Genomic DNA, 15844 nt, shown 5'->3' with positions numbered 1-15844 from the left:
TCTAGTAAAATTTTGTATTTTCTTTAAAATTCATATTAAGAATATTCTTCAAATCCTGAAAGTATAAGTTTGCGGTAAACTTATGCTTTCTATCACATTCCACACCAATTAAGATAGTTAACACTATTAACATAGCGCTAAATATCTTAATTGAATATTAGTAATAGTGAATCTACATATTATCAATTCACTTTATATTAGATATATGTAAAAATAATAACATGATAAGCTTTTTCAAATTTTTCTCCTGATAAAGATTTGAAAATAGCATTTCAATACTCTCCTTACTGTTAATATGCCTAGAAAAAGAACCCCATAAAAAAAAGGAAAGGGATATCTCCCCTCTTCACCAATAAAATCGAACATCTTTACACTTAAGGAAGGGCATACATTCATCAAGAGATGAAATGAACAATAATAGTTCACCTAGTGAATTATAACACAAACCCAATTCCATTAATAGATAATATTAACATTTATAGGATAATTGTTACAGAATTGTTAAACATCTTAATATTAAAAGGCTTTATATGTATGTAAATTGAAAGTGGATAGTGTAAGAATAAAATATAAGGGGGATATATCATGTTTAACAAAAAACAAATATTCGTAACAACGGTAACAGTTTTAACACTAGGATGTGGATTTACATTCGGATTAACACCGGCCTTTGCAGATTCTAACAAGATTTCCGCCAACAATATTCCTGTTCATTCTATTCAGAACCAAGAACAAGAACCTTTTACTGGATATGTCATTTCAGTAGAGAACAATTATTTAGTAGTTGCAGCTACGTCTACAAAAGATGAAGCTCTTGCTTATCAACATGATTGGTGGGATCTAATTTCTCAAAATAAGATTTTAAGGGTCCCTGTTTCAAGTGGTGAAAACTACACATTAGGTGAGAAATTAAATGTATATGCAGCTGCATGGACTAAATCCCTACCACCAATAGCTGTTATGCCCACAATTGAAAAAGTATTTCATTAAATTATATTTAAAATTAAGAAGGGCATCATTCTAATTAGAATGATGCCCTTTATCTCACCAACTTTTTTCTCTTATTAATAAAGCTGTCTAGTGATAAATAAGAAATGGTTACAGTAAGAAAATCCCATAGCCTTTGTTTAATAACTGATTTACCTTTTAGAAAAAGCTCTTCTCATTATTCAAATAGATCTTTAAGATTCCATAAAAGATCATTTCAAAGAGCATTATATAAAAATTGAGCATACTGTTCACGAGTTGCTGTCATAAATGGAGCAAATTCCCCTATCTCTACTCCTGCTAAAATATAATTAGAGTAAACTACACTAATTTCTTCTTCTACCCAAAAGTTAGCAGGTATACCTTTAAATTAATGCGGAGCTTTCACACTGTAGGGAAAAGCATTTTTAATTATTTGTTCCATCTCCGCGCGTGTAAACGTACCTTTTGTCCTAAGATTTCCTTTTTTGTCTCCTTTAAAAATCCCTAACTCTGTCACCGTCAAAATTTCTTTTAAAAACATTGTTGAGTTTTCATTAATATCATGATAAAGATTAGCAAATGACGACTTCCCTTGAATATGTAGTATCTGATCATCTTTCACATACCCCTTCAAATGTGCTCGATAAAGTAGTGCATCTACTTGTTCACAGGTACATTATCTCCCAAACCAAATATACCATCTCCGTATCCTACAATAACATTTCCCTCGTTAGATAAATTATATATTGCATAAATGACCAATAATCCATTGGCACCTCATCAAACAGAATTCGTTTCGCTTTTACTTCAGCAAAACCTGTACCAGTTAATAGTCTCCCTATAATCGTATTGCCCTTAACACTTTTTCACTCTTGTTATTCTGTATATTATAATTTTATATAAAATCGCAAAAAATTATACACATATTTCATAATTAATGTTGATATAACGATATATAGATTTTATTATTAGTAATTTATAACAGGAGATGAAAAGATGAAAGGACTTGAATTTTCAACCAGCCTATTATTCTTCTGGATAAAAGGCAGAGTAGACGTTGATAATAGGTTTGTAAAAACCAACTTATCAAACACATTATTTGGTTTTATTCCTGCTGGTAAAGACCAACAAAACATTCCTCTAAAAAATATTTCTGGAGCAATGTTATCTACCAAGTATTTCTTTAAACCAATGATTTTAGGAATACTAATTTTCTTATTTGGATTAGGTACTTTAAGTGATAGTTTTATTGGTGGATTAATTTTACTACTATTAGGTATTGGAATTGCGGGTAGCGGTATCCAGACAATATTAAGAATTGAAAAAGCAGGAACACCTTATTATATTAGTGTCCCATTTTTTGAAAAAGAAAAAATGCAATTATTAAATGATATTATACAAAATGCTTTAGCAGACGACACAGACAAAACAGATTTAAATTTATTCTTCGATAAAAAATCACAATAAATATTATTATAGTTAAAATAAAACCTTATAATATAATTATATTATAAGGTTTTTTAAGTTAATCTAGCACAAGTTATTCTCAATAAAATTCTACTTTTACCTTCTCTTCTTGTAAAATTTATATGAATTCCCATCCCATCTCGCCTTTTACAAAATAATTTTTTATTTCTCAACATAAAATGATTAGAATTAAATTCCTAATCATAGTACCTACAGTTGTCAATTATCCTCCCTTTTTGAAAGGTCCTATCTTTAATGACAAGTCCATTCAAATTTTCCTAACCTAAAATATCCTCTCTATTTCGTTTTCTCTTTAACCCCAATAGTATATATCCTCTTTTAATCTATTATATTCAAGTTACATGCCTCAATTTAGAGATGCTAAATTAACAAATATCTACTAAATGTCTATTAAAAACTCATATTACAATCGTTATCCAGAACCCAAAATACAAACAGATAAAGTACTCTTATTTCCTATTAGTGGCTATATCAGCGTAATTGTCTCTTGTCAGAAGATCCTATAATATTATGTACAACGAAATTAATTTTTTACTAATAAATTGGTGAGTGATATAAGTAAATCCACCTAACGCATCATCAGCAATCTACGTATTAACGGATTTATTCTAAGTAGATTAAAATGAGAGATTGATATCAAATTTACAAAAGGAAAAGAGAACGTTTAATTTGATTAATGTTATAAAACATATAAAGGAGGTTAAAACGTGGTACTCTCAAGACAAGATTCCTGGACTAACGATAAAGATTTACTTCTCACATCAACAGTACTCCAGAATATTCGTAACGGTGGAACACAGTTAACTGCATTCAAGGAAGTAGCAAAGCTACTAAATCGGACACCTGCAGCTTGTGGATTTCGCTGGAATTCATACGTGAGAAAACAATACCAAGAGGAAATACAACAAACAAAACAAAATCGAGAAGTGGGAAACAATATTTCTCCCTCTCAACAAAAAAGAAACATACTCTTTATCTATGACATTAGATGATATTATTCTCTTTCTACAAAATTATAAAAAAACATATGAATTTACAAACTTACAAAGTCAAATAAAAACTTTAGAGACAGAAAATCATTCCCTTCTACAACGTGTAACTATGTACGAAGAAGAGTATCGTATGTTACTTAATCATATTGATAAGACAAGAAGTCTAGTTGAAATTAATTAAATAAAGTAGCAAATTACTTTTATACACTTAAGTCGTCACCTAAAAAACTCACTATATATAAATTAAGTTTAAACACTAATAAATAAAGTGCACGTTTACTATTAATAAACGTGCACTTTATTTAATCCTTAAAACATAAAATTTAATTTTCAACTTATTAACAATATTAAAATTAAGATGTTTGTTTTATAGGTATTTGTTTACTTCTATTCTCAATAAGTCTATCTAATAGTAAGTAAACAAATCCAGAAATAATACAACCCACACCTAAGATTGTAAATAACATATGTCCTAAAAGCTGATCCAGTAATACACCGCCTAGAAGAGGTCCAAATACATTACCTGTAATCCATTGCAGATTAGCCGCCCCCATATAAGTCCCCCTCAAATGTTCTGGAGCTATATTAGCGACGAATGTCATTTGGACAGGTGACATAATCATTTCCCCTACTGTATAAACTGTATAAGCTATTAATAATGAGCCTAGAATAATTAAATCATTTGCGTCTATTACTTGAAACCACTTTGGTAACCATCCTATTGCTAAAAGGCCAACGCCAAAAAGAATAGCACCATATAGCATTGATTTACCAATTGGTTTGTGAGTTAACCACTTTGAAATAGGAAATTGGAAACATACAACCAATAAGCCATTTAAAGTCATTAAATATGGAAATGGATTACTATTTCCAAAAATCATTGTATCCTCATTACTAAAATGAAGTGGTAACATACCTTCCGATTGTGAGAATCCCATAAATATAATGATTCCCGTCACTATATAGAATAGAAATATTCTATCTCTTATAACAACTCTTAACGTAAATCTTATTGACTGTTTATGTGTTTCCTCATGTATCATTATATTTTTAGGTTTTGTTTCCTTTAGAAACAATAACATTAATATTGTATAAAACAGCATGGTTCCAGAAGTAATCAAAAATATGACATCTTTTGATACAATCACAACTGCTGCACCAATTATAGGGCCTATCGCAGCTCCTATATTATGAGCCATTCTAAGTAATCCATATGCCTCAGTTCTTTTTTCAGGTTCTGTTACATCGGTAACCATTGCAGATGCCGCTGGTTCAAAGAAAGAATTACATAGCCCTAAACCAATAGATAAAATGGCATACCCTATAAAACTATCAATAAACAAAAAAACAAGCATTAGTAGCCCATTACTGGCCATAGAGAGTACCATAGTTGGTTTCCGTCCATAAGTATCCGCTATATGCCCTCCAATTAATGAACCAAAACTCGCCGCAATTGGGGATAAAGCTATAATTATACCTACCTCAAGTAGAGAATCCACTTTATCCTTCAAATATAATGCAAAAAATGGCATTAACATCATCATTGCAATACCATTTAAGGCTTCTCCGATAAAGCGGATCCAGACATTAAGATCCATCCCCTTTAATTCTTTCCATGTACTCCTCATATAGTTACCTCGCCTATGCTCAAAGTATATTTTTATCCCAACAAAAGTTTTACTATATTATTATTAAAATCTAAATTTAGTCGGCTATGCTGAAACCTCCGAAAAAACCTATCTTTTGATAAAGTAATACAAACTTGTCCCTATAATTTCTAGTGCCTCCTGCATACGCTGAGGAGAAATATTTTCTAAAACGGTATCTTGAGGTGTATGGAATACCTTTTCAACATGATAAATTAGGGGATTCCAACTCTCTACATCCATCCAAATAAATAGTGCTGAGGAAATTCCAGCTTCGTAAAATGGTACATGATCACTAGAATCAAACTTTCCAGTTAATACAACCGATTTCCCTAATGCTTTACTAGTAGCTACCGCAGTATTTGTTACTTCATTTTGAGAACCATCTAGTGTCATTGCATATAAGTCCTTAGCCTTTTTGTAACTTGTCGCTATCATATCTGCATTAAAAACCCCTAGAATATGTTTCTTATCTGTTGTAGATAACTGATTAACATAATGGTAAGCACCTAAAGATTCATTTTCTTCTGCTCCAAAGGCTATGAATTGAATTTCTTTATTAGTCTCTATATCTTTAAAATTGTATGCTAACTCTAATAAAAGTCCTACGCCGGAAGCATTGTCATTTGCTCCAGGTGCTCCGATAACACTATCATAATGAGCACTCATTATTGCTACATCCTCATTATCTGTCTTGTATTTGGGCTTTTTTTTCGCAATAACATTTAATGAACTCAAATTCATTTCGTGTTTTGCCTTTAAACTAACTATATTTTTATTATGCACTATCTTATCTTTCATTCTAATTCCCTGATTATAAGCAAGCCCAAATACAGGTATTGATTGTTTCTTTTTTAGAACTGGGTTAAAGGCTTCTCCATAGTTGCCTCTATCCCCAATCGTACTATATAACAATACAGCTTTTGCTCCCTTTTCTGCTGCATACTCAACTTGTTCATTATATTTCTCATACGTATCAGCTTGTTCCAATAATACTATTTTCCCATGAATTGGCTCAGGTGAATTTTTAATACCGTTCTCTTTTCCTATAGAAACTACCGGTCCTACGACAGGATCTTTAGGTATAGATGCATTAGATGCTGCTCCAACTTGCCATTCTTTTTCTCCATTCACACTAAAAGAGATACTCCCAATATATTGATCTGGTACAGGAAAGGCCTGATACTCAACTTCATACCCTAATTTTTTTAATGTATCTCCAATGTATGTAGCTGCTTTATGTTCTTCCTTAGTCCCACTTGGACGTGGACCAATTTTCTCAGACAGAAAACGTGTATGTTCAATAGCTCGACTAGCACGAACCTTATCTGACATGAGAGAACTTTGGTCGTTCTTAGTCATAGCATGTACTAGTATTACATCCTCAGATAAATTACTAAAAAGGAAAAGCAACAAAATCCCAAAAGTTACAATAAGCTTCTTTATAAGAGTTAGTTTTTTCATTTGTCCTCCCTATGATTAAAAAAGATTAATAGTAAAACCTTCCCTCCTAACACACTTACTTAGAAGAAAAGGTTCATTAAAATAATCTCTAACTCAAGTTACATGTAAAAATAAATAAACCGATAGTGCCTTTTATATCTCCAAATAATTCATTTTTGTTTGCATACCAGTAATATTTTTATGAAACCAATTAAGAGTCTCCCATGACCTCTTTCTATTCGTATAATCAGTTTCCTGAACCTCAAATACAATTCCTATGTTTTTATCCAAAGTATTGTTCTTCACTTTTAATAAAGTTTCAAGTAATAAACTTTCATCAATAGATCCATTAGCCGGATTCTCTCCCTCATAGCAACGTACCTCACTATAAGGAATCGTTAAATGCTTAAAAGAACTAAAATGAAAATGTTTAATATGATCCATTAAGCTTAAATACTTATGAAAGTCCTTATATTCAATTTCTTCTTGCCTTAATAATTTAGAAATACCTAAACGTGTAAGATAGGTTATAGACCAATGACATATATCCCATGTTATTCCAACTTTAGATAACTCCAAATTAACCAAATCAGTAAAATCTTCGGGATATATAAATATAGGATCAAAATCATCACCCAAGTTTCCAATAATGGGTAGGTTTTCAACACCAATCCATATATCAGTTCCTTTTATTTCTTCATCTAGCATGTTAAAGAACTCTATAATCCTTTTTCTATTATCAAGAAGATTATAGTTTTGAAATTCCGTGACATTCATAAATTGATTAGCATGCACTGTTATACCTGATGCATTATACTTTATAGCAAGGTCAATAAATTCATATAGTTGCTTTTTAATAAATTCATCATTGAGATAGTCTGCATTATCAGTAGGAAAATGCAGCGTTAACAAGGATGGATTAAGGGTTTGCACAAAAGAAAGGACCTCAGAAAACCTTTTTGTATATGAGTTATCAAATAAAGATTTCCCATCAAAAATATTTGCTTCTAATCCATAGCCTTTTTCAACCCATTTTAAGTCAATCTGTTTACTATCTAAACCAAAGAACGGGACCTGTGGTATTAACATATTCTCTTCACCTACCATGTCCCCCTTACTAACATAAATGCCTCAGCCGCTTGGTATCCTGATTTGGCACCCCATACAAATGCGTTATGTCTCATTGCTTCTATAGAGCGTGGATGAGGAAATTCCCTTAACTCAGATTCATAATGTCTCATCGCACTTAATTTCTCCTCCAAATGATCTTCAATATTCACAAAATAATTAGGAAGGAACTTATCTTTTTCATTATAATTCCACTCTGTAGAAGATAAAGTTTCATATGCAAATACCCATTTGATATTAGTATTTGGCAGAGGGCGTGTCGCTGTCATTACTGCTCTGTAAACAACAGTATGATCAATATTTATATCTCCACCATATTGAGTATAAATAATTGTAGGATTTATTTTTTCAATGTGATTTTCAATCTCTTTCACTACATCAAGTAAGGGTAATGTATCAAGACGATTATCAGGGAAATCTAGTCTTGCAAAACTTTTTACACCAAGTGTAGTACATGCCCCCTCTGTTTCTTTATACGATAAGTTCTTAACCTCTAAATCTAGCTCTCTATATTCTTTAGCTCTAGAAGATTTTCCCTCTGCAAGTATTACAACATGTACATCATCACCTTGTTTCACATGTTTCGCTATTGTTCCACCAACACCAATTATTTCATCATCCGGATGAGCAGCAAATACAAGTACATTCATAGAAATTTAGACTCCTTTAATTAATTTTTCTGTTTCCTTTGGCCCACAATTTAGTAAAATATCTAAAATAGATAAATGTGGTATAAATTCCCCAAATAATTGCTTGTATGAATAATCTCTTATTCTTTGATAAATAATTTCTATATTCTCATTCTCAAAGTCTTTTTCGTTTAAATAATCTTGCCCTAAACTTCCAGAATAATAAGTACTGGCATTAAATTTCTGACACAACTCTAATACAAAATCACTTTTCTTACCTGTAATCCCTTCTAAATCTGATACATAATATAGCTCCGTATCAATGTTTAATTCACGGATAATAAAATGAATAAAATTCATGTTCATATCATTTAAATTAATCCAATCTTCTGAATAAAAACTTTCTAAATAATCCTTATATACATTAAAGTAAGGTGCATTAGAATAATTAATTCTTATTGCTTTCCAATGCTTCCGTTCCCAATCTTGAGTATTGTCTATCTTTAACTTATTAAATGGAATTTCTTTATAATTCTTCATTTGTATTGGAACAGTTAACCAAGACGCTCCTTGTGAAGTTTTAATACGATTCCTATTTAAAAAACCTTTTTTTTCAAATTGTGCTATATCATGAAATACAAACACATCTGATTTATGAATTTTTTCAAAAAAACCATACCAAGGTAAATAACTTGGTTGGTGGCCACTAATAATCATAGTTTAAATCCTTTCTTTTAAACAAAAACATTTTTTCAAAGCTGCCCCCCAGTATATCTTAGGTCTAGCAATCCCTTTATTATGTGAATATCCTAAATCCGCATACTTTAATTTATTATGAATTGCTAATTCAAACGCATCATTTAGTAGTAAATATGAAGATTGTGAATTTTTCCCTTCGGTATTGTTAATGTTAATCCAATAATATAAAACCTTTTTATCCATTATAAAAATGCTGGAACTAATTAATTCTTCTTCTAAGAATGCCCCTAAGAAAAGGATTTTTTCTTGCAAATTAAGAACTAAATGATAAAAAAACTCTCTACTAAATGAATAACTCGCTCCTATACTTGTATTATGTTCTTGATATAATTGGTAAAACTCATCTAATTCCGCTACAGTTATAGGACGAACTTCAACATTCTGTTTACGTGCATACCTAACACTTGTCCTAGCTTTCCCAGAACACGATGTCCATAAATCCTCAAACTTATTTGGCAGGTCTAACATATAAGTTTCTTTATAATCCCACTTTTCTTTACTATAACTTTGAAAAGGATTTATCGTTATAGGTAATAAAAGCTTTTGAATTTTATTTTCAAACTTCTTATTTATTATGGATTCATAAACTGAAAAATCTATTTTATCTTGGCCAATTATTATTGGACCTCCATAACCAATTAAACTTCCCAAAAGCCTACCATCCTGTACATACATAGGAGTTAAAACTACTGTATCTCGTGTTTCTATTAGTACTGGGAAAAATTGAACACCAGGTAATAATTCCATTAACTTTCCCCATTCGTAACTATGAAATACAGAACCATTGTATTCTTCCATACAGGCATCCCAATATTGGGCGTCAGTACATATTTCGATTTCCATATAATCACCTTTTAATTCTTATTCTCTAAATATTTCAGAATTTGACTACATATATACTTAAGGTCCTTGTCTACTAAAGGATATTTAAAAGGTATTGATAATACCCTTGGCCATAAATAATCTATATTTTCTGACTCAGTTGCGTACTTCGAAAAAATAGGAATTTCACTCAGAGGTAAGTAATTCCAACAAGTTTGTATACCTTTTTCCGCTAAATGTACAGAACACTCATATCTATCAGATGATTCTTTGAATATAATGGTAAAATAGTTTAAATAAACATTCTGAGCTGAAAATATAATCTTAACGCCATACTTTTCTTCAATTTCCTGCAGCATTGTATAACACAGACTAGCGTTGCATATATTTATTTCTAAAATCTTCTTTGTTTTCTGTAGGTGTTTATCAATTAACAATGAACGTACTATAGACATTCTTTTTGGATTTATAACTTCCGTTTTCTCCGGTAAAGAATCTAATTTACTATTATTATAGGAGGGCAGAATCTCTAATTTCCTCCAATAATTAGTAAATAAACTCAGTACTCTACTCTTTCTTATTTTTATAGCTAATTGTGTTTTTAAATGATTCTTATAATCTAAAATCACTTCTTCCTTCTTTTCTTCATCCATGTCACATAATTCACTTATTGTACGATTAAGAAGTAACGCTCCTCCCCCAATACTTGGGATCGGTTTAGTTCCTCCAAAACTTAAAATACCAATGTCGCCTAAACTACCAACTGGCTTTCCATTTTGATAAGAAAACATTGCTTGTGCAGCATCATCGATGATATAAATATTATTTTCTCTAGCCCAGTCAATAATTTCTAAATCGTCATGACATCCATACAAGTGCGTAAGAATAATTGCCTTTGTATTAGCATTCAAATGTTTTTTTATTTTATTAAGAGAAATTGAATGATTAGTGTTTAAATCAATTAATACAGGCTTTGCTCCCACCGTTAATATTGCTTCTATTACATTAGGACAATTAAAGTTCGATAGAATTACTTCATCTCCCTTTGCCACTTTTAGATACTTTAAACCAACTACTAATGCAGATGTACCGCTATTAGTTAATACAATTTCTGCATCCGGATAAAGAGCTTGAAGACTTTTTTTAAGTTTAGAATCATTAGGTCTATATACACTTTTCAAAAAAAATACATGATCAGATATACTCCAAGGAGAAGAATATATGGGATACTTAATTTTCTTTGGATTCTTAGGATATAGATACTGTGTTTCCATACTTCTCCCCTATTATTATCTCTAGTCCTTTATCTAATGAAATAATTGGTTGATAGTTTAAAAATAATTTAGCTTTCTCTATTGAAGGGATTCTTCTAAAGATTTCAATACTAGAATTTCGGACTCCCTCTTCACCTAAATCAAGAAATTTAATTTTACTTTTATTGCCCATTAATTCATTAATTTTTATTGCTAGTTCTTCCATAGATATAGGTTTGTTATTGCCAATATTAAAATCTGCAAAGTTTTCTCCTTCATATTCAAAGGCTAGTATAGTTCCGTTAACAATATCACTTATATAACTAAAACATCTAATTTGCTGTCCATCTCCATAAATAGTAATATCTTCACCACTATGAGCTTGTTTTAAAAAATTAGAAATTACAAAGTTATCATTTTGTTGTGAACCGTATACATTAAAATAACGAACCACTCTAATTTTCAAACTATTACTAGCGTATTCTTTCAAATAATCTTCGGACATTAATTTAGCTTTTCCATAAGCTGATTTTGGAATTTTAATATCATTTTCTTTAAACGGAACACTCACTCCATCCCCATATACCTCCGAACTGGAAGAAAACAATAATTTTTCTATGCCATTTTCGTTACAAACCTGTACAATATTTTTCGTGCCTTCAAAGTTCACCCTCACTACATCTTCTTCATTTAAACGGCAATTATCAACACCCACTAATGCAGCTAAATGGATTACCCCATCGACATCAATAAGATTTTCTCTTAATGTTGCAATATCTAAAATATCAATTTCCTTAAAAGGAACATCAATACTTGGTTTAAATTTATCAAATATAACTACTTCATACCCCCTTGCTAGTAACTCCTTTGTAACATGCTTACCAATAAATCCGCTGCCACCAATAACCCCAATTTTCATAAATATTTACCTCCCTATTTTTAATTGATATAGACTTTTTAAAGACGTTATAATATGTTCAACTTCATTGTCTGTAAGAGCACTATACAGTGGTAATGAAATAATTTGATTAAATATCTCTTCCGTTTTAGGTAAATATACGTTAAATCTCTCTTCATAATACGGATGCATGTGAACAGGAATAAAGTGAACACTTAGCCCAATATTTCTCTTTTTCATTTCTTGAATTACCTGGTCTCTACTAACAGGAGAATTAGAATTAATTTTTATAACAAATAAATGCCATGCGTGTTTTACACTTGGATTGTTAGTATAATTAGGTAACGTTATATACTCTTGAACCTCTTTTAATTCCTCTTGGTACCTTTCAGCTATTCTCTTGCGTTTTTCAATCATTTCATCAGCTCTTTTTAACTGACTAATACCCAAACTAGCTTGTAGATCCATCATGTTATATTTAAACCCAGGTAATAGAACATCATAACGCCAGCTTCCTTCTTCACCATAACGATTCCATGCATTTTTGGTGATACCATGCCAACCATATAATCTAGCTTTTTCAGCAATCGATTCATTTTTAGTGACTAACGCTCCACCTTCACCTGTTGTTATATTTTTTGTGGCATAAAAACTGAAACAAATAACATCTCCATGTGTACCAATTAAAGTATTATCATATTTTGTTCCTAATGCATGCGCTGCATCCTCTATCAAAAACAGTCCGTATTCTTTACATAATTTTTGAAGTTCTTTTAATTTAGCCGGATATCCAGCAAAGTGAACTGCAATAATTGCTTTCGTTTTTTTAGTGATTTTTCTTTTAACATCTTGAAGATCAAGACATAAATTCTCTTCATCTATGTCCACAAATACGGGTTTTGCACCTACATGCATAATAACGTTTACACTAGAACAAAAAGTAAAACTTGGAACTATTACTTCATCTTCTAATCCAACTCCCAAAGACAGTAATGCTAAATGTAATGCGGCAGTCCCTGAATTACAACTTACTACATGTTCAGTATTCAGATATTCTTTTAAATTCTCTTCAAACTCTATCACTTTTGGCCCCTTTGAAAGCCATCCAGATTTAAGGGCAGAAACTACCCTCTCTATATCTTCATCATTGATTTCCGGTCGATAAAAAGGAATAAACTCTACCATGTAATCACCTACAAACTTATAATATTTTTTTTATATACTGATTCATCTTTAAATATGTTTCTTGTGTCTAAAATTAAACAATTTACCTCATTAAGCAATTTAAAATTAATGCAATCATGATCCGTATGAACAATAATTAAAGCGTATTTGTCTAATTGACTTAGGTTTAAATCTATAGATTTTTTCAATGTGTTATCGCCCACAATGAGTTCCTCTATAAACGGATCGTAATAATCCACGTTATAGTCTTCTATCATTAAATCATTCATAATATCCAAAGCTGGCGATTCCCTAGCATCATTAACATTCTTTTTATATGCAACACCAACCATAAGAATATTCTTACCATCTTTATCATCTAGTAACTGTAGTGCTCTATTAAGAACATACTTAGGCATGTTTTCATTAATTTCCCTTGCCACATCAATCATTTTTGTTGCTAAATCCTTATTATTTGCAATCCACTTAAAATAAATAGGATCAATTGGAATACAGTGTCCTCCTACGCCAGGGCCAGGATAGAATTTTTGAAATCCAAATGGCTTAGTTCCTGAGGCATCAATTACTTCCCAGATATTTATGTTTAACTCATTACAAATTTGTGTCATTTCATTAATAAAAGCGATATTTATAAAACGATACGTATTTTCCAATAACTTAGCTGTCTCTGCTACTTCTGGACTGCTTACCTTATGAATATCCTTAATTAAGTTACTATAGAAAGCTGCTGCACAATCGGTACAATTAGATGTAACTCCACCTACGATTTTTATAATATCTTGAATTGAAAACGATTGATTTGCAGGATCGATTCGCTCTGGAGAGTATGCTACAAATATATCTACACCAATTTTAAAATTAGTTTTCTGTTCTAATTTGTATAAAACTTCTTCTCTTGTAGTACCTGGATAAGTAGTACTTTCTAAGATAATTAATGTACCTTTTTTAATGTATTTAACTATTTCATCCACCGCTGAATGAATATATGTTAAATCTGGTTGTTTACTAGTTCTTTCTAATGGTGTAGGAACACATATAACTACAACATCACATTCGTTTATATCATTCATTTCTGTACTAACAAAAAATCTATTTGTATGTAAAGCATCTTGGATTTCAGTATCTTGAATATCACTGATATAACTTATTCCACGTTCTAGTTTTCTTATTTTTGCTGAATTTTTATCAAAACCTCTTACCGCATAACCTACTTCTAAACATTTAAGAGCCGATGGTAGTCCAACATAACCTAGGCCTACATATCCAATACACGCATTTTTATTTGCAATTTTATCAACTAATAAACTTTTAGTTTCATTATTTAATACTGTGACCATTACTTATCACTTCCCCAAAAGATTTGATATTAAAATACTTACTAGCAAATAATAACTGTGCGTTCTAAAATCCCATGGATGCATATAAAATACTGAATTAGCAACAAACTACATTTTTAGCACTATCAATCCTCCTAATTTAATAAACATCTAAATTTGTAGAAATTCATGTGAAATATCAAGTTGTAATTTATATCTATAATATTCACACGTTATTTTTTGGGATTCAATTGATATTTTTCTATTTTTTTACTTTCTCAATATATAATAATATTTATTGTTCAGAAAATTCTTTTTTCAAAAACCAAATATTTTTATATCATTAAAACAACATAATAGTTGTTATATCTACATTTAGTACGATTTTCATCCTTGAATAAAGAAAAAATTACACTAATAATTATCTAATAAATCCCATTAGTTAGTTGTTTAAATGAACATTTAACCATAACTAAAATGGATAAATTTCATATTTTTTACTTTTCATTAAAATTATTGGAAAAAGATCTATCTGAATTATAAAAAACAATTTGAAATATATTCAAATTGTTGACATAACAGATAAATTTATTAACACTTGTTGATTTTGTAATAATTCTCAAATACATATACTGCCTAACGCTACCCACAAATCATAATGACGCATTATATCAAAAAAATCGCAACCCTTCACATTTAATGGGTGTTGCGATTTTTATGTACAAATAATTTTTTATAAATTTTGCGTTAACCTAATCATATCCATACATTGAATACCATTTTCATATATTTCTTCATTATAATTTCGTAAGAAAAAGTCCTTATCCACACTGGTTATTCTAAAACCACATTTTTGATAAAGACCTAATTGCATTAAACTAGAATTTCCTGTGCCTATTTCTATAGTTTTATATTTTTCTTTTTTAGCATAATCTATAGCAAATCTAAGTAGGTATTTCCCATATCCTTTTCCTTGCTCTTTTTCGGAAACTGCTATATTTATAATCTCAATTGTTTCAGTTCGGGTAGGGATTAAAATCATAATACCTACAGTAAAAGCATCTTTTTTTAAAACAAAACAATCTCCCTTTTTAAGATACCCATTAACTACTTCTGTTGAGGGATCAGCTAACAATAATAACTCCATTTCTTCCATGTTAATACTTGTACTTTTTTCTATATTAATTCCATCCCCATTATTTAATTCCATTTCTAACATCCTCCTAATTAATATTTTCAATTAATATCTTAAATGAATTCCTTCTTATAAGACAATATCAACAATAATATTAATATTTTGTAATAGACAGATTAAT

General features: G+C 30.4%; 14 protein-coding genes and 1 pseudogene. 3 read left to right on the top strand and 12 right to left on the bottom strand.

Annotation, left to right across the window (positions count from 1 at the left end):
• Positions 1–585 precede the first annotated feature (585 nt).
• Positions 586–990: a DUF3221 domain-containing protein gene (locus MHI26_RS12585; protein ID WP_061665729.1), complete on the top strand. Its 405-nt coding sequence runs from the start codon at positions 586–588 to the stop codon at positions 988–990.
• 367 nt (positions 991–1357) lie between these two features.
• On the opposite strand, the gene MHI26_RS12580 is transcribed toward MHI26_RS12585, so the two are convergent.
• On the bottom strand, positions 1358–1591 hold the full coding sequence (locus tag MHI26_RS12580) for an S-layer homology domain-containing protein (protein WP_002162801.1): 234 nt from the start codon (positions 1589–1591) through the stop codon (positions 1358–1360).
• A 374-nt stretch (positions 1592–1965) separates the two neighbouring features.
• On the opposite strand from MHI26_RS12580, the gene MHI26_RS12575 reads away from it, so the two are divergent.
• Together MHI26_RS12575 and MHI26_RS12570 are read left to right on the top strand one after the other, a co-directional pair.
• Positions 1966–2436, top strand: a complete 471-nt coding sequence (locus MHI26_RS12575; protein ID WP_000677075.1) for a hypothetical protein — start codon at positions 1966–1968, stop codon at positions 2434–2436.
• Between the two features lie 728 nt (positions 2437–3164).
• Positions 3165–3630: pseudogene (locus MHI26_RS12570) on the top strand (RsfA family transcriptional regulator).
• Positions 3631–3802: 172 nt separating this feature from the next.
• Here the strand turns inward: MHI26_RS12570 and MHI26_RS12565 are convergent.
• The 11 genes from MHI26_RS12565 to MHI26_RS12515 all read right to left on the bottom strand — a co-directional run bounded on the left by MHI26_RS12565 (position 3803) and on the right by MHI26_RS12515 (position 15738).
• Entirely contained in the window at positions 3803–5077 is a 1275-nt protein-coding gene (locus MHI26_RS12565) for an MDR family MFS transporter (protein WP_061667966.1), read from the bottom strand.
• 108 nt (positions 5078–5185) lie between these two features.
• Complete coding sequence (locus MHI26_RS12560) at positions 5186–6559, bottom strand: M28 family metallopeptidase (protein ID WP_061667967.1); 1374 nt, start codon at positions 6557–6559, stop codon at positions 5186–5188.
• Between the two features lie 132 nt (positions 6560–6691).
• Positions 6692–7627 (bottom strand): endonuclease, encoded by a 936-nt coding sequence (locus MHI26_RS12555; protein ID WP_061667972.1) that lies wholly within the window; start codon positions 7625–7627, stop codon positions 6692–6694.
• Between the two features lie 11 nt (positions 7628–7638).
• Positions 7639–8316, bottom strand: a complete 678-nt coding sequence (locus MHI26_RS12550) for a PIG-L deacetylase family protein (protein WP_001101897.1) — start codon at positions 8314–8316, stop codon at positions 7639–7641.
• Positions 8317–8322: 6 nt separating this feature from the next.
• The gene (locus MHI26_RS12545; RefSeq protein WP_061667968.1) at positions 8323–9012 is read right to left on the bottom strand and encodes a WbqC family protein; all 690 of its coding nucleotides are present in this window, start codon (positions 9010–9012) and stop codon (positions 8323–8325) included.
• A gap of 3 nt (positions 9013–9015) precedes the next feature.
• Positions 9016–9897 (bottom strand): GNAT family N-acetyltransferase, encoded by an 882-nt coding sequence (locus MHI26_RS12540; protein WP_000401943.1) that lies wholly within the window; start codon positions 9895–9897, stop codon positions 9016–9018.
• Between the two features lie 11 nt (positions 9898–9908).
• Positions 9909–11150 carry an aminotransferase class V-fold PLP-dependent enzyme gene (locus MHI26_RS12535; RefSeq protein WP_061667969.1) on the bottom strand — a complete coding sequence of 414 codons (1242 nt, stop codon included), beginning with the start codon at positions 11148–11150 and terminating at the stop codon, positions 9909–9911.
• Positions 11125–12048 (bottom strand): NAD-dependent epimerase/dehydratase family protein, encoded by a 924-nt coding sequence (locus tag MHI26_RS12530; protein ID WP_061667970.1) that lies wholly within the window; start codon positions 12046–12048, stop codon positions 11125–11127. The genes MHI26_RS12535 and MHI26_RS12530 overlap by 26 nt, the downstream gene beginning before the upstream one ends.
• A 6-nt stretch (positions 12049–12054) precedes the next feature.
• A complete protein-coding gene (locus MHI26_RS12525; protein WP_003308659.1) occupies positions 12055–13212 on the bottom strand; it encodes a DegT/DnrJ/EryC1/StrS family aminotransferase in 1158 nt (385 codons plus the stop codon).
• A gap of 8 nt (positions 13213–13220) precedes the next feature.
• Entirely contained in the window at positions 13221–14549 is a 1329-nt protein-coding gene (locus MHI26_RS12520; RefSeq protein WP_061667971.1) for a nucleotide sugar dehydrogenase, read from the bottom strand.
• Between the two features lie 712 nt (positions 14550–15261).
• Positions 15262–15738 carry a GNAT family N-acetyltransferase gene (locus MHI26_RS12515; protein WP_000422449.1) on the bottom strand — a complete coding sequence of 159 codons (477 nt, stop codon included), beginning with the start codon at positions 15736–15738 and terminating at the stop codon, positions 15262–15264.
• Positions 15739–15844: the final 106 nt, after the last annotated feature.

The organism is Bacillus sp. FSL K6-1218 (assembly GCF_038006445.1).
Lineage (GTDB): Bacteria > Bacillota > Bacilli > Bacillales > Bacillaceae_G > Bacillus_A > Bacillus_A thuringiensis_S.
The sequence above is the reverse complement of the archived record's forward strand: the minus strand, read 5'-3'. Positions and strand labels throughout refer to the sequence as shown.